A 19,182-nucleotide genomic window follows, 5' to 3' on the forward strand; every position below is an offset into this window, starting at 1 on the left:
CTAGTATAAATTTAAAAGATTTCCTGGGGTGTTCGTGGATGGGTTATGTCCCTGAGCCGATACTTAGAACTTTATAAATCGGTTTCCCGCCATTGGTGTGTAGGCTTGACCTTTGACTTTGTCATTGGACTAAAGAAACCTAAAAATGGCCTTACCGGTTTCCTTGGACCGTCGGGTTCAAGGACTACTACTCGTAGCGGCACTCTGGGACCTTTTTCTTAAATCCATTCTTTCCAATCGAATGAAATCAACACAGCAAACGCTTCGCAATCAACTCCGTCAACAAATTCGTAAAACACGAGCAAATTTGACCGCTCTTCAGCAGCAACAGGCAGAAGATTCTATCACTCAACAAGCACTTGCGTTAATTGAAGAACGAAATGCTCAGCATATTGCTTTGTATCTTTCCTTTGATGGAGAAATCTCCACGGATAAACTCATCAAAATCCTTTGGGCGCAAGGTAAACAGGTTTATTTGCCGGTATTACACCCTTTCAATCCGAATCATCTTTTGTTTTTACGTTATTTGCCAGATACCCCGATGCTGAAAAATAAATTTGGCATTTGGGAACCTAAACTCAATGTGCAAAATGTCTTGCCTTTGGATGAATTAGATATTCTTTTTACGCCACTCGTCGCGTTTGATAAACAGGGGAATCGCCTAGGCATGGGCGGTGGTTTTTATGATCGCACCTTACAACATTGGCAGAAATCTCCTTTTATCCCCGTGGGATTAGCCCATCAATGTCAGCAAGTCGAACAGCTTCCAACAGAAGCGTGGGACGTGCCACTTCATCAAATCTTAGTTGCTTAAACCTATCAAGACGTAAAGTTTGATAGAAAAAATTAAAAATAGTCTATTTTTTCTCTTGAAATACCAAAAAAGGGTCTTATTTAATTACTCATAAAGGGGATGACCCCAAGGATTTTATGCAGGAGAAGATAAGATATGAATATTGAAAAATTTACCACTAAATTCCAACAAGCACTTAGTGAAGCACAGTCATTAGCGCTTGGTAAAGATAATCAGTTTATCGAACCAGTGCATTTATTGGCTGCACTTTTAAATCAACAAGACGGTTCAATTGCACCGATTTTGACAGCAAGTGGCGTGAATGTCGCGTTATTACGTAATGAATTAAACGCAGAATTGAATAAATTGCCACAAGTGTCAGGTAATGGCGGAGACGTGCAAATTTCTCGTCAATTACTCAACTTATTGAATTTATGTGACAAATTAGCACAACAAAAACAAGATAAATTTATTTCCAGTGAATTGTTCTTATTAGCAGCGCTTGAAGAGCGTGGCGCATTAAATGACATTTTGAAAAAATGTGGTGCGAAAAAAGAACAAATTTTACAAGCGATTCAACATATTCGCGGAGGACAAAGCGTGAACGATCAAAATGCAGAAGAAAGTAGACAAGCTCTTGAAAAATATACAATTGATTTAACAGCTCGTGCTGAAAGTGGCAAACTCGACCCGGTTATTGGTCGTGATGAAGAAATTCGTCGAGCCATTCAAGTATTGCAACGTCGTACCAAAAACAACCCAGTATTAATCGGTGAGCCTGGTGTAGGTAAAACCGCTATTGTAGAAGGTTTGGCACAACGTATTGTCAATGGTGAAGTACCGGAGGGCTTGAAAAACAAACGTGTCCTTTCTTTAGATATGGGTGCCTTGATTGCAGGTGCTAAATATCGTGGTGAATTTGAAGAACGTTTAAAAGCGGTATTAAATGAACTTGCAAAAGAAGAAGGTCGCGTGATCCTCTTTATTGATGAAATCCATACCATGGTTGGTGCAGGTAAAACTGACGGTGCGATGGATGCAGGTAACTTATTAAAACCAAGTTTAGCACGTGGTGAATTACACTGTGTGGGTGCAACAACGTTAGACGAATATCGTCAATATATCGAGAAAGATGCGGCGCTTGAACGTCGTTTCCAAAAAGTCTTTGTGGACGAGCCAAGTGTAGAAGATACCATTGCGATCTTACGTGGTTTGAAAGAGCGTTATGAGATCCATCACCATGTAGATATTACTGACCCAGCAATCGTAGCAGCGGCAACACTTTCGCATCGTTATATTTCCGATCGTCAATTGCCGGATAAAGCCATCGACTTAATCGATGAGGCGGCTTCTAGTATCCGTATGGAAATTGACTCTAAACCTGAGCCTCTCGATCGTCTTGAACGCCGTATCATCCAATTAAAATTGGAACAACAGGCGTTACAAAAAGAAGAAGACGAAGCAAGCCGTAAACGTTTAGAAATGTTAGAAAAAGAACTTTCTGACAAAGAACGTGAATATGCTGAGCTTGAAGAAGTATGGAAGTCAGAAAAAGCAGCACTTTCAGGTTCTCAACACATCAAACAAGCGTTAGATGCGGCGAAAACTGAAATGGAACAAGCGCGTCGTGCTGGCGATTTAAGCAAAATGTCTGAGCTTCAATACGGTCGTATTCCAGAATTGGAAAAACAACTTGCTGCCGCTGAAACCGGTGAAGGCAAAGAAATGAGCCTATTACGCTATCGTGTGACAGATGAAGAAATTGCGGAAGTGCTTTCTAAAGCAACAGGTATTCCTGTTTCTAAAATGATGGAAGGTGAGAAAGAAAAACTCTTACGCATGGAAGAAGAATTGCACAAACGTGTGATCGGTCAAGAAGAAGCAGTTGATGCCGTCGCGAACGCAATTCGTCGTAGCCGTGCAGGGCTTTCAGATCCTAACCGCCCAATTGGTTCTTTCTTATTCTTAGGTCCAACTGGTGTAGGTAAAACTGAGCTTTGCAAAACATTGGCGAAATTCCTCTTTGACAGCGAAGATGCGATGGTGCGTATTGATATGTCAGAGTTTATGGAAAAACACAGCGTATCTCGTTTAGTGGGTGCGCCTCCAGGCTACGTAGGCTATGAAGAAGGTGGTTACTTAACTGAAGCTGTACGTCGTCGTCCATATTCGGTGATTTTGCTTGATGAAGTGGAAAAAGCCCATGCAGATGTATTCAATATCTTGTTACAAGTATTGGATGATGGTCGTTTAACTGATGGTCAAGGTCGTACTGTGGACTTCCGTAACACAGTCGTGATTATGACCTCTAACTTGGGTTCTGATTTGATCCAAGGTAGCAAAGACGAAAGCTATGGCGAAATGAAAGCCTTAGTGATGTCAGTGGTTAGCCAACATTTCCGTCCGGAATTCATCAACCGTATTGACGAAACTGTTGTATTCCACCCACTTGGTAAAGACAACATCCGTGCGATTGCAAGCATCCAATTAGAACGTTTAGCAAAACGTATGGAAACTCGTGGTTACGAATTAGTGTTTACTGAAGCTTTATTAGATTTCATTGGTGAAGTGGGTTACGACCCAATTTATGGGGCACGTCCATTAAAACGTGCAATCCAACAAGAGATCGAAAACAGCTTGGCACAACAAGTTCTATCTGGTCAATTATTACCAGGTAAAGTGGTCACAGTGGATTATGTGGATGGCAAAGTTCAAGCCAGACAATAATTTGTAAAATGAAAAGCCATTTAGTGAAAGCTAAATGGCTTTTTTATGCTTTGGTAAAAGATAAAATAAGGTAGAATGACGCTGTTTATAGCGTATAAAAATGAGGAAAAAAATGACCGCACTTTTAAAAATTGGTTTGGTTTCAGTGTCAGACCGTGCATCAAGTGGTGTGTATCAAGATCAAGGGATTCCAGAATTACAACAATGGTTAGAACAAGCGTTGGTGGATCCTTTTGAAGTGGAAACGCGATTAATTCCAGATGAGCAACCATTAATCGAACAAACGCTGAAAGAATTGGTGGATGAGCACCATTGTCATTTAGTGCTCACAACGGGGGGGACTGGACCTGCAAAACGTGATGTGACACCAGATGCTACATTAGCGGTAGCCGATCGTGAAATGCCAGGATTTGGTGAGCAAATGCGTCAAGTAAGTTTGCATTTTGTGCCAACAGCGATTTTATCTCGTCAAGTTGGTGTGATTCGTAAAAATAGTTTAATTTTGAATTTACCAGGGCAGCCAAAGGCTATCAAAGAAACCTTAGAAGGTGTGAAAGATGAGCAAGGTAAAGTCTTAGTAAAAGGGATTTTTAGTGCAGTGCCTTACTGTTTGCAATTAATTGATGGTATTTATATTGATACCAAACCTGAAGTGATTACAAGCTTCCGCCCGAAAGCCGCGCGCCGTGAAAATTTGGAGAAATAAGATGAAAAAAATCGAAGCCATTATTAAGCCATTTAAATTAGATGATGTGCGTGAAAATTTATCTGATATTGGTATTAGCGGAATGACCGTGACTGAAGTCCGTGGTTTTGGCCGCCAAAAAGGGCATACAGAGCTTTATCGCGGTGCGGAATATATGGTGGATTTTCTACCTAAAGTGAAAATGGAAATTGTCGTGCCGGATGATTTACTTGAACAATGTCTTGAAACCATTGTTGAAACTTGCCAAACAGGGAAAATCGGTGATGGGAAGATCTTTGTTTATGATGTAGAACGCGTGATCCGTGTTCGTACAGGCGAAGAAAATGAGGAAGCCATTTAGTGGAAAAAAACTTAAATTTTAACCGCACTTTAGTCGCAATGGCGGCTTTAGTGATTGTGTTTGCGGGAATTAAACTGGCTGCAGAAATTGTCGTGCCTTTTTTATTGGCATTATTTATTGCCATTATTTGTTCGCCAGTGATTAAAGCGATGACACAACGCAAAGTGCCACATGGCATCGCCATAGCCTTGTTGTTTATCTTAATTTTAATCGTATTCTTTTTCCTGGCGGGATTAATTAATAGCAGTGTACAAGAATTTACACGCTCGATTCCTCAATATAAAGTGCTGCTTTCGGAACGTATAAATGACGTCATGGCGTTAGCTCAAAAACTGAAATTGCCGATTGTGATTTCTCGCGAAGCCATTATGGAGCATTTTGATCCAAGTGTGATCATGAACTTTGTGAGCCGTTTACTATTAAACTTTTCTGGCGTGGTGACGAATGTTTTTGTGTTGATCTTAGCGGTGATTTTTATGCTGCTTGAAGCACCAACCATGAAGCATAAACTTGCTTTAGTTTTAAGTGATAATGAACATGATGTTGTCGCGGAAGAACATCACATCGATCGTATTTTAGACGGAGTGATTAGCTATCTTGGTGTGAAAACGGTGATTAGTTTGCTTACCGGCGTCTCGACGTGGATTTTGTTGGATGTAATGGATGTCCAATATGCGATTTTATGGGCAACCTTAAGCTTCCTATTAAATTACATTCCAAATATTGGTTCGATTATTGCAGCCGTGCCGATTGTTGTTCAAGCGTTATTGCTGAATGGATTTGGTGTGGGTATGGGTGTAACCGTTGGTATCATTGCATCAAATATTGTGATCGGTAATATTATTGAACCGAAAATGATGGGAAAAACCTTAGGGCTTTCTACCTTGGTTGTATTCTTTTCGTTGCTTTTCTGGGGATGGTTGCTCGGTACAGTCGGTATGTTACTTTCAGTGCCGCTAACAATGGCGTTTAAAATTACCTTGGAAAGTTCCGAATCAACGAAGAAATACGCTGCTTTATTAGGAGATGTAAACGACTAAAGTGCGGTCATAAAATGTCATAATTTTAGCAATAAAAAAGCCACCGTTATGGTGGCTTTCTTTTTATCTGATGTTTAATAGATTAAGGTAAATCATCTACTTCTTTATCCACTTTTGGTGGAATCATATGTTCACGGCGCAGGCCGATATCATAAGCAATCGCAATCGCGATAAAGATGGATGAATAAGTACCAAAACCGATACCAATTAATAACGCTAATGAGAAGTTATGAATTGATGGACCACCAAAGAAGAACAAGGCAATCACAACAAGAAGCGTTGTGAGAGATGTCATGATGGTTCTCGATAAGGTTTGCGTTAAGGAAATATCAATAATATCGATGGTTTCTACACGGCGAATTTTACGGAAGTTTTCACGCACACGGTCGAATACCACGATACTATCGTTGATAGAATAACCTACAACGGAAAGAATCGCTGCCACGAAGGTTAAATCCATTTCGACTTGTAATGCAGAGAATACACCGAGTGTAATCACCACGTCATGCGCAAGTGAGGCAATACCACCAAAACCTAAACGCCATTCAAAACGTGAGCCCACGTAAATTAACATCATTGCTAGGGTTGCAAGGGTCGCATAAACCGCACCTTGAGCCAGTTCTTCACCAACGTTTGGACCGACGAATTCGATACTGTTAATATGAATATTAGGGTCAATTGTTTGGAGCATGCTTTTAACGTGATCACCAATAGCAGAATCGTTATTATCAGCTGGTAAGCGGATCATCACGTCTTGTACAGAACCGGTTGTTTGTACAATTGGACTTGCAATACCATTTTGATTTAATGTGCCACGGATTTTTTCTAAATCAGCCGGTTGTGAGAAATGAGTATCAAATACCACACCACCGGTAAAATCCAAGCCCCAGTTGAAGCCTTTTGTCACAATGAAGAAGAGGGAAATCGCCATCAAAATCGCAGAAAATGCATATCCCACAAATCTCACTTTCATAAATTCAGTGAGAGGGAATGGCAATTTAATCCCATTCACTTCACGGATAAAATGTCCGTTTTTATCTTTTGCAAATAATCTCATCTTATCCTACCTAAATTGATAATTTTTCAAGACGTTTACCGCCGTATAGGAAGTTCACGATAGCACGTGTTCCGGTAATTGCCGTAAACATTGAAATTGCCACACCTAATGCAAGCGTTACCGCAAAGCCTTGAATTGGACCGGTACCCACAGCATAAAGAATGATTGCCGTTAAAATTGTGGTTAAGTTCGCATCGAAGATAGAGGTGAATGCACCGTTATAACCTTCGTTAATGGCTTGCTGGATTGGACGACCATTACGAATCTCTTCTTTGATACGCTCAAAAATAAGTACGTTGGCGTCCACCGACATCCCTAGGGTTAATACGATACCCGCAATCCCCGGCATAGTGAGTGTTGCACCTGGTAGGATAGACATTAAACCAACTAATAAAACGATATTAATCACCAAGGCAAAGCTTGCGATAATACCGAAGATTTTATAGTAAATCAGCATGAAGACTATGACAGCAATTAAGCCCCAGAAGCTTGCATCAATACCTTGTTCTACGTTTTGTGCACCAAGAGAAGGACCGATTGTACGTTCTTCAACAATTTGCACTGGCGCGATTAAAGCACCTGATTTTAATAACATAGAAAGGTTTTGTGCTTCTGCAGAACTGCTTACACCAGTAATTTGGAAGTTAGAACTAAAGCGACCTTGAATGGTAGCAACGTTAATCACTTCTTCGCTTTTCTCTAAAATGGTTTTGCCATTTTCGTCTTTCTTACCATTGTCTTTGTATTCTACATACAAGGTTGCCATTGGTTTTTTGTAGTATTTCTTGGTCGTTTGCGACATGATTTCGCCGCCTTCGCTATCCAAGGTTACACTTACTTGTGGCGTGCTGGTGTTTTGGTCTAAGCCCGAGCTTGAGTTGATGATGTGTTCACCACCCAATACCGCACGTTTGTAAAGTGCAACAGGTCTACCTTGACGGTCATATTTGATTTCTGTGTCAGAAGGTAACATACCACGCGCGGCTGATTCAGGGTTGACCAACGAATTCACAATGCGGAATTCAAGTGTTGCGGTTGCCCCTAAGATTTCTTTTGCACGCGCAGTATCTTGAACACCCGGTAATTCGATTACGATACGTTCTGCACCTTGACGTTGGATAACTGCTTCAGCTACGCCTAATTCAGCAACACGTTTACGTAAAATCGTTAAGTTTTGCTCGATTGCTAAGTTACGTGATTCTGTTAATGCTGCTTCAGAAAGAGCAAGGTTTAAGGTGTTGTCACCAATATCAGACACTTCTAATGTTGGGTGTAACTGACGAATAATACGCGCTGCTTTTGACATTTGGTCGGCGTTTTCTAAGGTGACCGTTGTACCAAATTTGTCGCCATTTTTAATCGCCGTAAACTGAATTTTTTCTTTACGTAATTCGTTGCGTAATGTGTCTTGTAACTGTTCTTGACGTTTAGCAAGCGCAGAATTCATGTCCACTTCCATCAAGAAACGCACACCACCACGTAAGTCCAAACCCCATTTCATCGGGTTAGCACCAATGCTGCTTAACCAAGCTGGTGTTGCTGGTGCAAGGTTTAATGCCGTGGTGTAGTTGTTGCCTAGTTTTTCTGCAATTTTATCTTTGGCAAGAAGTTGGTCATCTGTGTTGATGAAACGGGCAAGAATAGAGCCATTTTCAAGAACGATAGATTTGGTTGGAAGGTTATTTTCTTTCAGTACGTTTTGTACTTCAGTTAATGCGGTGGTGTCTGCTTGTTGTCCGCGTGTACCGGAAATTTGCACCGCAGGATCTTCACCATAGATATTTGGAAGAGAGTATAAAGCACCAATGGCGACCACAAGGATCACCATTAGATTCTTCCATAATGGGTAACGATTTAACATAGTTTTCCCTTTAGGAATTTAAATTAGAGAGATTTTACAGAACCTTTCGGTAATACTGAAACGATGTAGTTACGGTTAATCGTGATTTCAGTAGTATCGTTTAACGCGATAACAATTTCAGCACCTTCGGTTACTTTAGTGATTTTACCAATCAAACCACCAGCGGTTAATACTTCAGTGCCTTTCGCTAATTCAGACATTAATTTTTTGTGTTCTTTGTTACGTTTCGCTTGTGGACGGTAAATCATAAAATAAAAAATTAAACCGAAGATCACGAAAATAAATAACGTGGACATTGGGCTTTGTGCTTCCATTGTGTTTTCCTTATAAATGAAAAGTTAAAAGTGTGCGTAAAATACCATAAAACGGCATTCAGTAAAAGCCGATGAAGGCAATAACAACCAGAATTTTAGGATTAATTGATTTTTTTCAAGCAAACCTCGAAGATTTGTTCGGAAAGCCAATGCTGATTCACTAATTCACATTGATTTTCTTCACAAAAAACAACAAAATTTTCTACCGCACTTTGACGATTTAATTGCAATACTAATTCATCATTTGGCGCTAAATTTGCTAAAGCCTTCTTCGCCGTTAAAAGCGGAATCGGGCAGGAAAGTGCGGTCAAATCTAATTGATATTTCATGATTTAAGCTTGGCGACGAGCAAACATAATTTTGCCCATAGCCGTGAGTTGTTCTGCTGATAAATATTGCTTACCAAGCTCAAATAGCGGCTCTTCAAGGGCAATGTGTCTATCATAGCTCGCCACAAATAGCGTAATCAGTCTTTCATCTACATCAGTACGTTTCTCTGCAATTAATTCTTCTAGCTGCTCCGAAAGCTTTGCCCAATTTTCATGCAAAGTCACATGTTGGAGTTCTAATTCATCCACCGATTCTTTTGCTTGAGGCGCTTTTTCAATTAAAGCGGGGAAGAAGTCTTTTTCTTCATCATCATGGTGAAGTGGCGCCGCGTGATTAAAATACTGCAATATGGTTTTCACATCATTTAATACGGCTTGATTCACGCCATTTTTTTCTAAGTAGCCTGGAAGAATGGTGAGTTGCTTGCAAAAGCGTTTCACTTTGCTATGACAAGCATAAAGCATATCAATCGGTTCATTCCAAGTGGCAAATTGTTGAGGTTCAAGGATTTGCATAAGGTTTCCTTTGTTAAAAGTGCGGTCAGAAAACATTTCATTTTTCTACCGCACTTTCATTAATTATGATTTATCTGCTAATTGTAATGGTTGAACAGGTTTGCCCATGCGAGCATAGAATTCCACTACAAAATCATCAAAACGATCGTCTTCGATAGCTTGACGAATTTCCGCCATTAAACGTTGATAATAGCGTAAATTGTGAATGGTATTTAAGCGTGCACCTAAAATTTCACCGCATTTATCTAAATGATATAAATACGCTTTGGTGTAGTTTTTACAGGTGTAGCAATCACATTCAGGATCTAACGGGCTAGTATCATCACGATATTTTGCATTACGGATTTTAACAATGCCGTCTGTCACGAATAAATGGCCGTTACGTGCGTTACGGGTCGGCATTACGCAGTCGAACATATCAATACCACGACGCACGCCCTCCACCAAATCTTCTGGTTTACCCACACCCATTAAATAACGAGGTTTGTCAGCCGGAATTTGTGGGCAGATGTATTCTAAAATGCGGTGCATATCTTCTTTTGGTTCGCCTACTGCTAAACCGCCCACCGCATAACCGTCAAAGCCAATATTCACTAAGCCTTCTAATGATACTTTGCGTAATTCTTCAAATACGCCGCCTTGGATAATACCGAATAGGGCATTTTTATTGCCTAATTCATCAAAGCGATTGCGGCTACGTTTTGCCCAACGAAGAGACATTTCCATGGATTTTTTAGCATAATCGAAAGTCGCAGGATAAGGTGTACATTCATCGAAAATCATCACGATGTCAGATCCTAAATCATATTGAATTTCCATGGATTTTTCAGGTGAAAGGAAAATGCGCTCACCGTTAATTGGGTTTTGGAATTTCACGCCTTCTTCTGTGATTTTACGTAATTTACCTAAGCTGAATACTTGGAAACCGCCACTGTCAGTCAAAATCGGACGATGCCATTGCATAAAGTCGTGTAAATCACCGTGTTTACGCATCACTTCTTGACCTGGACGAAGCCATAAATGGAAGGTGTTACCAAGTAAAATTTCTGCGCCTGTCGCACGCACCTCTTCTGGTGTCATGCCTTTTACCGTGCCATAAGTACCCACTGGCATAAATGCAGGAGTTTCTACGCTGAACGTGCCTTGTGGACGTTCAAATACCAAGCGACCACGACGTGCACTACCGCTGGTTTTATCTAATTCATATTTCATTTTCTTTCCTCAACGAATAAACAGTTCGAAGATTTTTTACAATAAAAAAGCCTGTTTTGTTTTCACAGGCTTAACAATCTTTGTGAGAGAGCATTTTATGCGGTGTGATTTAATAAGTCAAAAAATCTCTTGCAGAAGTAAATTTTCATGTTAATATGAATAAAAATGCATTTTAAATGAATAATTATATTTTAAATCGGGAGGCGATTATGCAACGGAGAACACTTTTTAAATTAGCAGGTACGACAGCGTTAGGTATGGCATTGGCACCAAAATTGATGGCAGAAAATCAGGTGCCAAAAGCAACTTCAACGAAAGTATTACATCTCAATTTTAATGAGAATGCGCTAGGGATGTCGGAAAAAGCAAAACAAGCGATTATGAATAGTTTAGCAATTGGTTCATATTATCCTGATGATCAACGTGCAGCAGTCATTACGCAATTAGCCGCTAAACACAATGTCGCTGAAAGTTTCATTTCATTGGGGAATGGTTCTTCAGAAAATATTCAAGCTGCCGTTCAAGCATTGATCGTTAAGGCTCAAAATGCAAAACAAGCGGTTCAACTTGTGGTGCCGGATCCAACATTTAATTATGCAGAATTATATGCAAAAGCGTTAGGTGTGCCAGTGGTGAAAGTGCCGCTCGCAGACGATTTTTCTTTTGATTTAACGAAGTTAAAAAACGCCGCAGAAGCCTTTGATGGTGTGACGATTTTCTATTTATGTAACCCAAATAATCCAACATCAATGATTACGCCAGCTAAAACATTTTTCCCTTGGATTAAATCATTTTCTCAAAATAACTATTTTCTGCTAGATGAAGCTTATGCTGATTTTGTGGAAGATCCAGCCTTTGAAACAGGTATGGCGTTAGTCAAAGAAGGCTTGAAAAATGTATTAGTCACACGGACTTTCTCTAAGTTTTATGCGTTAGCGGGCTATCGTGTGGGATATTTACTCGCCCAGCCAGAAGTGGTTGAAGAAGTAGAAAAATTTATGTCCTTGGATAACACGAATCTTGCGGGTGCAGTGGCTGCCGTGGCCTCTTTACAAGATAAAACCTTTGCGAAATTGAGTTTCCAAAGTAATACTGCCTCACGTCAGATTGTTCAAAATGCCTTAACAGAACTTGGTTTAAAATTTGCACCATCTAATGGTAACTTTATTTTCCATGAGATTAAGGGGGACGTAAAAACTTATCAAGAACGCATGAAAGCGCATTCTATTTTGGTGGGACGGGAGTTTTTGCCTATTAAAGGATGGAATCGTCTCACGCTCGGTACACCAGATGAGATGAAAGTATTTGTTAAGGTACTAAAAGCGTTTAGAGCAAAAGGTTGGATTTAAAAAAATGGGTGGTATTTGACCACCCATTTTTCTTATTCTAACCCTTTCACATTGGGATTTTGGGTAATGAACATTGCATCGCCATAACTGAAAAAACGATAGCGATTTTCGACCGCACTTTTATAGGCATTCATGGTGTGGCTAAAGCCTGCAAAGGCAGACACCAACATAATCAATGTACTTTCTGGCAAGTGGAAGTTGGTAATCAACGCATCCACCACACGGAATGATTTGCCTGGGTAAATAAAAATGGACGTATCTGAAAAATAAGGTTCAATTAAATCTGGGTTGCCATTTTCTTCTGCTGATAGGGCGGCGGTTTCAACAGAACGCACGGATGTTGTGCCTACCGCAATCACACGTTTGCCCGCTTTTTTCGTTTCAATAATGGCATTGCAGACTTCTTGAGAAAGCTCCACATATTCCGCGTGCATAATGTGATCTTCAATATTTTCAACACGTACGGGTTGGAATGTACCGGCGCCCACATGCAAAGTTACAAATTCAAAATTAACGCCTTTTTCGTGTAATTTTTGTAAAAGCTCATCATCAAAATGCAAACCAGCTGTTGGTGCAGCCACTGCACCTGGCACTTTGTTATATACGGTTTGATAACATTCTTGATCCGCTTCTTCATCAGGGCGATCGATATAAGGCGGCAAAGGCATATGACCGATTTCTTGTAACACATCAAGTACATTGCGACTTTTATCCGCTAATTCCACTTCAAAAAGGGCATCTTGACGACCAACCATAATGGCTTTTACGCCATTATTTTCACCGAGCTTATCTTCACCTAAAAATAATTCTGCGCCTTCTTTCGGGGCCTTTGATGAGCGAATATGCGCTAAGAAATGGTGTTCACTTAAAACACGTTCTACCAACACTTCAATTTTCCCGCCACTGGCTTTACGACCAAACATACGAGCAGGGATTACGCGTGTATTGTTAAAAATCAACAAATCACCTTCGTCGATTAAATCTAATACATCGGTAAAAGTGCGGTGAGAAATTTCCCCGTTTTCACCGTTGAGTTGTAGCAAACGGCAAGAAGAGCGATCTTCTTTAGGATAACGAGCAATGAGCTCATCAGGTAAGTCAAAATGGAAGTCAGAAACACGCATAATTGTAAATCATGAAAGCTAAAAATGGGGCATAGTCTAGAGCGAATAAGGTGGAAATACAAGGGGGAATGTTGTTGGGCATGAATCGGGTTGAGAGATAGAGTAGGAAGATAAATATTATACTATTCAAATTTATTGAGTTTTATTCCGCCGCATCGCCCTCAATGCAGCACACCACGTCCAGCTGATCCGCGCTCTTCAACTGTCGTAGCGAAATATTCAAAGAATTGACACACTTTGAATCGTCACATTTTCGCCGTAATTGCGAATCTGTCGCTGAAGCACCTGAAAAATGATAGGTTGGATTCTCGAATTCGACACTTTCAAAGTTACCGCAATAATTTCAAATCATATAAATATCAAAAGGTTGTCGGATACAAGTATACGACCTACATAGATTGAAACATAAGGTCATCAGAACGTTTGAAGTAATGACTTGAACAGCCAAAACTGCGTGCGTACCGCATACACCTTACATTTTTATTTTAAAGGTGGAGATGTAGGTTACGGTTTACTTACTTCACTTTAGTTACTCAGCCTTTTTATATAAAACTGCGTTTTTATTCTCAAGTTTAATATTTAAATATCCATTATCAAAATTAGCAGTACCAATAAGGACAATTTTATACACTGAATCTTTATCAAAACATTCATTTATTGAACCACGATACAGGCTAGTTCTATACTTCCATTCTCCATCTTTATTTTTTGTTTTTATAACCCATCTAAAATAAGTGTTTCCTGTTTTTGATTGTTTTTCTTCAGATAAAATCTTAACATCCCCATAGAAAAGATAAAGCTTACCTGAAATATCGGAGTCAATCCATCCAGAAAGCCTTTGTTTTCTTATCGTCTTTTTTATAACCTGTTTACTTTGAGCATTTTCTTCCTCATCAAAAAGAAAAGAATTGTTTTCGATAGTCAGATTAGATTGTAATTCTGCTATATCATTTTTACTTGGCATTAATTGACGCATCATGCTATTTAACCGATTTTTTACTTGCTCAGAAGTTAATTTTTCAAGATACTTCAGGATAGTCCTTTTCCTTGCATAAGAATAATTATATGAGCAACTATTTGAGTGAAGAGATGATGGAATACTTCTTAGATGAGGTGTTTTACCATGAACCAACGATAAGGCAGCAATATAACATTCTGGACAAAAAATATGGTTTAAATAGGGATTGATATTGCCATTTTTATCATCATAAGCTATCAAAACATCAACTTTTTTAATTGAATTACTTGTTCTATCAAAAAAATCTTCAAATTTTTTTTGTTTTGACATTTTTAACTCCTTAATAATCACACTATCTCACAAATGTAGTTTAGCGCATCTAAATAAATTTAAAAATTAAAAAATCTTCGTCCATAATTTGTGGGCTGCTAGTTTTAGCTTTAGACGAAATCTCTATAGAAATAAAATAAAATCAATATGTTAAAATATGTTTTTGTAGTAAATTCAAACCAGTACATCTCTGCCAATACCCTTATATGCCATTTGTATATAACAAGCATTGATGCTTTGTCCTCATTTGAATTCAATCCGCCATATTCTCCTATTTATCAAACATCCCTGTACTCCTATCCCGTTTCCCCCAACAACTCAGGCTGGCAAATCACCACCAGCTACCAGGCTTTGCAGCGTTTGCCGTAGTCGGGCGGCGGGGATCCGGTAGCGGGTTTGCATATACTACAGTGCGTCCTCAGAGACGGTTTTTGCGGCAAGGTTGGTGGAGATAAAGCCGTGTATTTTATGATTATCTAGATCATGCGCAAATACTGGAGGAGAGAAAATTAATACTGACAGAATTAATGTTTTTTTCATAGAAATTTACTTAAGTTAGTAAAAGTTCTAATAAATCATATTCCAATAAATTTTATTTTACTCATAAAAAAAACGCCCTTTCGGACGTTTTTATTAATTATCTGCCACAATCACATTGCGGGATTGGCATAGGGCGGTGTTTAGCTCTAATAATTGCGCCGGTACGTGGGTCTTCACGCGTCCAACGGAAAATTAGAGGGCAAACACGACCACACTTAGAACAAGTTGTCATAGCCATTAGGCTTACCTCTTATTTTTCAGGTTACCACCACTTTACCTATGGACAACGCCATGCAACTTGTTTTAGAATACTTCACCGTTTTCGAAGGTGTTCTTCTTTTGCAGGTATTGTGTACAGCGGATGGAGAACTATACATAGTAATTAATACGCCAATATTACTTACTATCCTAAAACCCAGTCCTTGTGATTGGGTTTTTATTTTCCGTATTTAGCAACTCTTGTTTGGGCACACTCGTAACTTACCCCAAACAAATCAGCGAGTTCAGAAACTGCCATGTTATGAAAACGTTTGATACTACTATCAGGCAATAGAAGTCGCCCCGCAAATTCATTTGCTTGCCATTCAGCGTTGCAATAAATTTTAGTGCTTTTATCCACAGGTCGAGCAAATCCTATCTGTTCCTTATGTATGACTCCATGCGCTAATTCATGAGCAACCGTAAAGCGATCTCGTCCATTACCATCACAAGCCCCATTATAGACGCTTTCCCTTAAAAGGATCTCTCCTGTTGGTAATGTTAGTCCTAAAGCACCCGCCATCTCATGATCTGGCACAATGCGAAAGTTTTCATAGCCAAACTCTAAGAGAGATATAATATCAACGGCACCATTAGAATCTATCCACCCACACTTAGCAGCTATTTCACGGATAGCTTGAGTGATTGAATCTATTTGTTTTCTTGACATAGGGCTAACCGAAAACCCCTCGTTATAAAAAATTGAACTCACTATTTGACTCCTTTTAATAAATTTAATAATTCTTGTTTTTTAGTATCATCGAGTTCATTGAAATTCCGACAAAATGCCCCAACAATCATTTGATCTAATGAGTTTTGCGGGATTGTAATTGTGCTTTGTGTTCTTGTGGTATCAACTGATTCAAATAAGCGCTCTTTGTCCTGATCTGAAAAGCTAAAACTATTTACAAGCTTTTGCTCAATACCTTGCGGAATTGGTTTATTTCCATTTTCAATGGATGACATAAATGCAGAACTAAAGCCCAAAGCATCTGCCATTTGTTTTAATAGGATCTTATTGGCGCGACGATACCCCCTTATAAATTCTCCGAAGTTGGTTTTTTTCATAGTTTTCTCCTTATGTAGTGTGTTAACTGAATATTAAAAGTTAACCTTGAGGTTTAATTTAACCTACGGATTAATTTTTGTCAACGCTTATGTTCAAAAAAAACGCCCTTTCGGACGTTTTCTCACTTTTAGCGGTTATTTCTCCCCAAACATATCAAACTGCCGTCGGGCGATTTCTTCTTTTGTGACACGCTTCACAATTTGGTAAATCCACTGCATGGATACGTTGTATTTGCGTGCTAGTTCGCGGTGGTTTGTGCCGTTGAATTCATTGAAAATCTTGCGGTCACGTTCGCTTAACAACAAAATCAGGTTACGTGGGATGTAAATTACTTCACCGCCCCAGATTTACGCAATATGCCCGGCGACTTCCATGACAATTTGTTTTGTCAAAAGCTTTGCGGAATTCGGCGGCATTTTGTTCGATTATGCTAGTGAACGGAATGACATAAATTACGCGCCGCATACCTTGCCGTTTGGCGTGCTACAGCGTGAAAGCCATGGAAGTGGAAGTGAAGGTTTTGCCGCCGCTCGTTGGTATGGTGAGCGTGAACAATCCATGTGGTTGTGCCGCTTGTTCTACAGTATGATCGAGAATTTCACTGCGCAGACGGTTAAAGGCTTCCGAATATTTCCCTAAATCGTGAAGCTTTCCCGTCTGGCAGGCAATTTCCTGAGCACCGAATACCCGACAAACTCCGCCACCATTTCACCAACATTGACTGAATGGCTTTGCAAGGTTTGCCAATGTTCGTAAGGCAAGAGATTGCCGAGTTTATCTTGCGCGGAATGGGCGTAGTAGGAGAGTTTCACAAACATAAAATAATCCTTTATATTTATGATTACTTTTAATGATTATTGCTTAATGTCCCCCTAACTTTATTTTTATATCAATGCTCATTAGTTTATATATTTTTTCATAAAAAAATATGAAGTTAATTAATTTTAAGAATGGAGTGTTTTATATGATTTTGGAGTGTGTTTTTAAGGCATAAAAAAAGCCCTATCAAAAAGGTGAAAGGGCAAAATATTTGGAGTCATACTATGAGTTGTTGAATTAACAAATCAGGTATGGAGTGTATTATAGTACACCTATTAACAAATGCAACAATTTTTTAACAAGTTAATTGTGTGGATTGCGCGTGTTGGTGTTGACCAAATTACGCATCAACAATGCATAATCAAGTTGGATGTCTTGTGGCACATCTAAAAATACAAAATGGCCATCGCCAAGTGCGGCTTCCACATTTTCGTTTTTGCGATTGAGCATTTTTTCAATTTTAAAGACGATGTTGCCTTGTGGGGTCATCATTTCGACCTCATCACCAAGCAAGAATTTATTTTTCACCGCTACTTCAGCCATACCTTGTTCATTACGTTTACCGGTAAATTCACCGACAAATTGTTGGCGTTCAGAGATAGAGTAGCCGTATTCGTAATTTTGGTATTCATCGTGCGTATGGCGACGTAAGAAACCTTCGGTATAACCACGATGAGCAAGGGATTCCAAGGTATCCATTAAGCTTTCATCAAATGGTTTGCCTGCTGCCGCATCATCAATGGCTTTGCGGTAAACTTGTGCGGTTCTTGCACAGTAATAGAATGATTTAGTACGGCCTTCGATTTTTAAAGAATGCACACCAAGTGCGGTCAATTTTTCCACGTGTTGTACTGCACGTAGATCTTTTGAGTTCATAAAGTAAGTGCCGTGTTCATCTTCAAACGCCGTCATTTGTTCATCAGGCTTTTGTGATTCGGTGTAAAGGAAAACTTTATCCGTTACTGCACCTTCACCCAAGGTTGGTGCCACATTTTTCACTTCGATTTGTTGAGCGGGATCGATTTTCGGCACGATATTGCCTACTTCATCTGTGGTGCCTTCTTCCATTTTGTATTCCCAACGGCAAGCATTCGTGCAAGTACCTTGGTTTGGGTCGCGTTTGTTGATATAGCCAGAAAGCAAGCAGCGGCCAGAATACGCCATACATAACGCACCGTGTACGAAAATTTCGAGTTCGATATCAGGCACGTGTTGGCGAATTTCAGCGATTTCTTCGATGGACAATTCGCGCGATAAAATCACACGAGTTAATCCCATTTGTTTCCAGAATTTTACGGTTGCCCAGTTTACCGCATTCGCTTGTACAGAAAGGTGAATGTCAATATCCGGGAAGTTTTCACGCACCAACATGATTAAGCCTGGATCAGACATAATTAAGGCATCAGGGCCCATGTCGATCACAGGTTGTAAATCTTTGATAAAGGTTTTGAGTTTGGAGTTATGCGGTGCAATGTTTACGACCACATAGAATTTTTTGCCAAGTGCATGGGCTTCATCAATCCCGATTTTTAAATTGGCGTGATTAAATTCATTGTTGCGTACACGTAAGCTATAACGTGGTTGGCCTGCATAAACGGCATCTGCGCCATACGCGAAGGCGTAGCGCATATTTTTAAGGGAGCCCGCAGGGGAGAGTAATTCAGGTTTAAATGGGGTTGTCATAATGTTCTCTTGTCTGATTTCAGGTCAGTAGCTTGCTTTTGGCAAGCCGTATTAAAGGCCTGTATTTTAGGCGGATTTAGGGATTTGTAAAGTAAAAGTGCGGTTGGATTTTTGATTGTTTTTTAGGTTAAAAATAAAAAAGGCGAACCATTCGTCC

18 protein-coding genes, 1 other RNA gene and 3 pseudogenes are annotated in these 19,182 nt (G+C 39.7%); 7 read left to right on the forward strand and 15 right to left on the reverse strand.

The window, feature by feature from the left end; genetic code table 11:
• Positions 1–17 precede the first annotated feature (17 nt).
• From ssrS to DPV81_RS06440, 6 genes are all read left to right on the forward strand, one after another.
• Positions 18–215, forward strand: a non-coding RNA gene (gene ssrS / locus DPV81_RS06415) — 6S RNA.
• A gap of 26 nt (positions 216–241) precedes the next feature.
• Positions 242–814 (forward strand): 5-formyltetrahydrofolate cyclo-ligase, encoded by a 573-nt coding sequence (locus DPV81_RS06420; protein ID WP_032822898.1) that lies wholly within the window; start codon positions 242–244, stop codon positions 812–814.
• 135 nt (positions 815–949) lie between these two features.
• On the forward strand, positions 950–3,520 hold the full coding sequence (gene clpB / locus DPV81_RS06425; protein WP_111387372.1) for an ATP-dependent chaperone ClpB: 2,571 nt from the start codon (positions 950–952) through the stop codon (positions 3,518–3,520).
• Positions 3,521–3,632: 112 nt separating this feature from the next.
• Positions 3,633–4,226 carry a molybdopterin adenylyltransferase gene (gene mog / locus DPV81_RS06430; protein ID WP_049362318.1) on the forward strand — a complete coding sequence of 198 codons (594 nt, stop codon included), beginning with the start codon at positions 3,633–3,635 and terminating at the stop codon, positions 4,224–4,226.
• Position 4,227: 1 nt separating this feature from the next.
• Positions 4,228–4,566 (forward strand): nitrogen regulatory protein P-II, encoded by a 339-nt coding sequence (glnB, locus tag DPV81_RS06435; protein WP_005697836.1) that lies wholly within the window; start codon positions 4,228–4,230, stop codon positions 4,564–4,566.
• Positions 4,566–5,606 carry an AI-2E family transporter gene (locus DPV81_RS06440; RefSeq protein ID WP_111387374.1) on the forward strand — a complete coding sequence of 347 codons (1,041 nt, stop codon included), beginning with the start codon at positions 4,566–4,568 and terminating at the stop codon, positions 5,604–5,606. Before glnB ends, DPV81_RS06440 begins: the two co-directional genes overlap by 1 nt.
• 82 nt (positions 5,607–5,688) lie before the next feature.
• Here DPV81_RS06440 and secF read toward each other — a convergent pair whose 3' ends face one another.
• The 6 genes from secF to tgt all read right to left on the reverse strand — a co-directional run bounded on the left by secF (position 5,689) and on the right by tgt (position 10,895).
• Positions 5,689–6,663: a protein translocase subunit SecF gene (gene secF / locus DPV81_RS06445; RefSeq protein WP_005697896.1), complete on the reverse strand. Its 975-nt coding sequence runs from the start codon at positions 6,661–6,663 to the stop codon at positions 5,689–5,691.
• 10 nt (positions 6,664–6,673) lie between these two features.
• Positions 6,674–8,524 carry a protein translocase subunit SecD gene (gene secD / locus DPV81_RS06450; protein WP_111387376.1) on the reverse strand — a complete coding sequence of 617 codons (1,851 nt, stop codon included), beginning with the start codon at positions 8,522–8,524 and terminating at the stop codon, positions 6,674–6,676.
• Positions 8,525–8,547: 23 nt separating this feature from the next.
• Complete coding sequence (yajC, locus tag DPV81_RS06455; protein ID WP_005695468.1) at positions 8,548–8,838, reverse strand: preprotein translocase subunit YajC; 291 nt, start codon at positions 8,836–8,838, stop codon at positions 8,548–8,550.
• Positions 8,839–8,939: 101 nt separating this feature from the next.
• Positions 8,940–9,167, reverse strand: coding sequence for a sulfurtransferase TusA family protein (locus DPV81_RS06460; RefSeq protein WP_005697892.1), 228 nt, complete (start codon positions 9,165–9,167; stop codon positions 8,940–8,942).
• 3 nt (positions 9,168–9,170) lie between these two features.
• On the reverse strand, positions 9,171–9,683 hold the full coding sequence (locus tag DPV81_RS06465; protein WP_111387378.1) for a hemerythrin domain-containing protein: 513 nt from the start codon (positions 9,681–9,683) through the stop codon (positions 9,171–9,173).
• Positions 9,684–9,746: 63 nt separating this feature from the next.
• The gene (tgt, locus tag DPV81_RS06470; protein ID WP_111387380.1) at positions 9,747–10,895 is read right to left on the reverse strand and encodes a tRNA guanosine(34) transglycosylase Tgt; all 1,149 of its coding nucleotides are present in this window, start codon (positions 10,893–10,895) and stop codon (positions 9,747–9,749) included.
• 209 nt (positions 10,896–11,104) lie between these two features.
• Here tgt and DPV81_RS06475 point away from each other — a divergent pair, with 209 nt between their 5' ends.
• Positions 11,105–12,244: a pyridoxal phosphate-dependent aminotransferase gene (locus DPV81_RS06475; protein ID WP_111387382.1), complete on the forward strand. Its 1,140-nt coding sequence runs from the start codon at positions 11,105–11,107 to the stop codon at positions 12,242–12,244.
• A 32-nt stretch (positions 12,245–12,276) separates the two neighbouring features.
• Here DPV81_RS06475 and queA read toward each other — a convergent pair whose 3' ends face one another.
• From queA to trhP, 9 genes and pseudogenes are all read right to left on the reverse strand, one after another.
• On the reverse strand, positions 12,277–13,368 hold the full coding sequence (gene queA, locus DPV81_RS06480; protein ID WP_070582561.1) for a tRNA preQ1(34) S-adenosylmethionine ribosyltransferase-isomerase QueA: 1,092 nt from the start codon (positions 13,366–13,368) through the stop codon (positions 12,277–12,279).
• Positions 13,369–13,516: 148 nt separating this feature from the next.
• A pseudogene (locus tag DPV81_RS09430) lies at positions 13,517–13,710 on the reverse strand (hypothetical protein); the annotation flags it as partial.
• A gap of 187 nt (positions 13,711–13,897) precedes the next feature.
• Complete coding sequence (locus DPV81_RS06485) at positions 13,898–14,656, reverse strand: hypothetical protein (RefSeq protein WP_111387384.1); 759 nt, start codon at positions 14,654–14,656, stop codon at positions 13,898–13,900.
• A 637-nt stretch (positions 14,657–15,293) separates the two neighbouring features.
• Positions 15,294–15,434, reverse strand: coding sequence for a hypothetical protein (locus DPV81_RS09415; protein ID WP_160271609.1), 141 nt, complete (start codon positions 15,432–15,434; stop codon positions 15,294–15,296).
• 198 nt (positions 15,435–15,632) lie between these two features.
• On the reverse strand, positions 15,633–16,124 hold the full coding sequence (locus DPV81_RS06490) for an ImmA/IrrE family metallo-endopeptidase (protein WP_133252925.1): 492 nt from the start codon (positions 16,122–16,124) through the stop codon (positions 15,633–15,635).
• Positions 16,125–16,165: 41 nt separating this feature from the next.
• A complete protein-coding gene (locus tag DPV81_RS06495) occupies positions 16,166–16,522 on the reverse strand; it encodes a helix-turn-helix domain-containing protein (RefSeq protein ID WP_111387388.1) in 357 nt (118 codons plus the stop codon).
• 135 nt (positions 16,523–16,657) lie between these two features.
• Positions 16,658–16,867, reverse strand: a pseudogene (locus DPV81_RS06500) (Mor transcription activator family protein); the annotation flags it as partial.
• Between the two features lie 46 nt (positions 16,868–16,913).
• Positions 16,914–17,341, reverse strand: a pseudogene (locus DPV81_RS09555) (DEAD/DEAH box helicase family protein); the annotation flags it as partial.
• Between the two features lie 304 nt (positions 17,342–17,645).
• Positions 17,646–19,025, reverse strand: a complete 1,380-nt coding sequence (trhP, locus tag DPV81_RS06510) for a prephenate-dependent tRNA uridine(34) hydroxylase TrhP (protein ID WP_005695474.1) — start codon at positions 19,023–19,025, stop codon at positions 17,646–17,648.
• Positions 19,026–19,182: the final 157 nt, after the last annotated feature.

The organism is Haemophilus parainfluenzae, from assembly GCF_003252795.1.
GTDB classification, from domain to species: domain Bacteria; phylum Pseudomonadota; class Gammaproteobacteria; order Enterobacterales; family Pasteurellaceae; genus Haemophilus_D; species Haemophilus_D parainfluenzae_K.

Excerpts from the sequence above, each read along its gene's own strand:
- secF (WP_005697896.1), bottom strand. The coding sequence starts at position 6,663 with ATGAGATTATTTGCAAAAGATAAAAACGGACATTTTATCCGTGAAGTG.
- DPV81_RS06475 (WP_111387382.1), top strand. The coding sequence starts at position 11,105 with ATGCAACGGAGAACACTTTTTAAATTAGCAGGTACGACAGCGTTAGGT.
- DPV81_RS06420 (WP_032822898.1), top strand. The coding sequence starts at position 242 with ATGAAATCAACACAGCAAACGCTTCGCAATCAACTCCGTCAACAAATT.
- mog (WP_049362318.1), top strand. The coding sequence starts at position 3,633 with ATGACCGCACTTTTAAAAATTGGTTTGGTTTCAGTGTCAGACCGTGCA.
- DPV81_RS09415 (WP_160271609.1), bottom strand. The coding sequence starts at position 15,434 with ATGGCTATGACAACTTGTTCTAAGTGTGGTCGTGTTTGCCCTCTAATT.
- tgt (WP_111387380.1), bottom strand. The coding sequence starts at position 10,895 with ATGAAATATGAATTAGATAAAACCAGCGGTAGTGCACGTCGTGGTCGC.
- DPV81_RS06490 (WP_133252925.1), bottom strand. The coding sequence starts at position 16,124 with ATGTCAAGAAAACAAATAGATTCAATCACTCAAGCTATCCGTGAAATA.
- trhP (WP_005695474.1), bottom strand. The coding sequence starts at position 19,025 with ATGACAACCCCATTTAAACCTGAATTACTCTCCCCTGCGGGCTCCCTT.
- DPV81_RS06465 (WP_111387378.1), bottom strand. The coding sequence starts at position 9,683 with ATGCAAATCCTTGAACCTCAACAATTTGCCACTTGGAATGAACCGATT.
- DPV81_RS06460 (WP_005697892.1), bottom strand. The coding sequence starts at position 9,167 with ATGAAATATCAATTAGATTTGACCGCACTTTCCTGCCCGATTCCGCTT.
- DPV81_RS06485 (WP_111387384.1), bottom strand. The coding sequence starts at position 14,656 with ATGTCAAAACAAAAAAAATTTGAAGATTTTTTTGATAGAACAAGTAAT.
- yajC (WP_005695468.1), bottom strand. The coding sequence starts at position 8,838 with ATGGAAGCACAAAGCCCAATGTCCACGTTATTTATTTTCGTGATCTTC.
- clpB (WP_111387372.1), top strand. The coding sequence starts at position 950 with ATGAATATTGAAAAATTTACCACTAAATTCCAACAAGCACTTAGTGAA.
- secD (WP_111387376.1), bottom strand. The coding sequence starts at position 8,524 with ATGTTAAATCGTTACCCATTATGGAAGAATCTAATGGTGATCCTTGTG.
- glnB (WP_005697836.1), top strand. The coding sequence starts at position 4,228 with ATGAAAAAAATCGAAGCCATTATTAAGCCATTTAAATTAGATGATGTG.
- queA (WP_070582561.1), bottom strand. The coding sequence starts at position 13,368 with ATGCGTGTTTCTGACTTCCATTTTGACTTACCTGATGAGCTCATTGCT.
- DPV81_RS06495 (WP_111387388.1), bottom strand. The coding sequence starts at position 16,522 with ATGAAAAAAACCAACTTCGGAGAATTTATAAGGGGGTATCGTCGCGCC.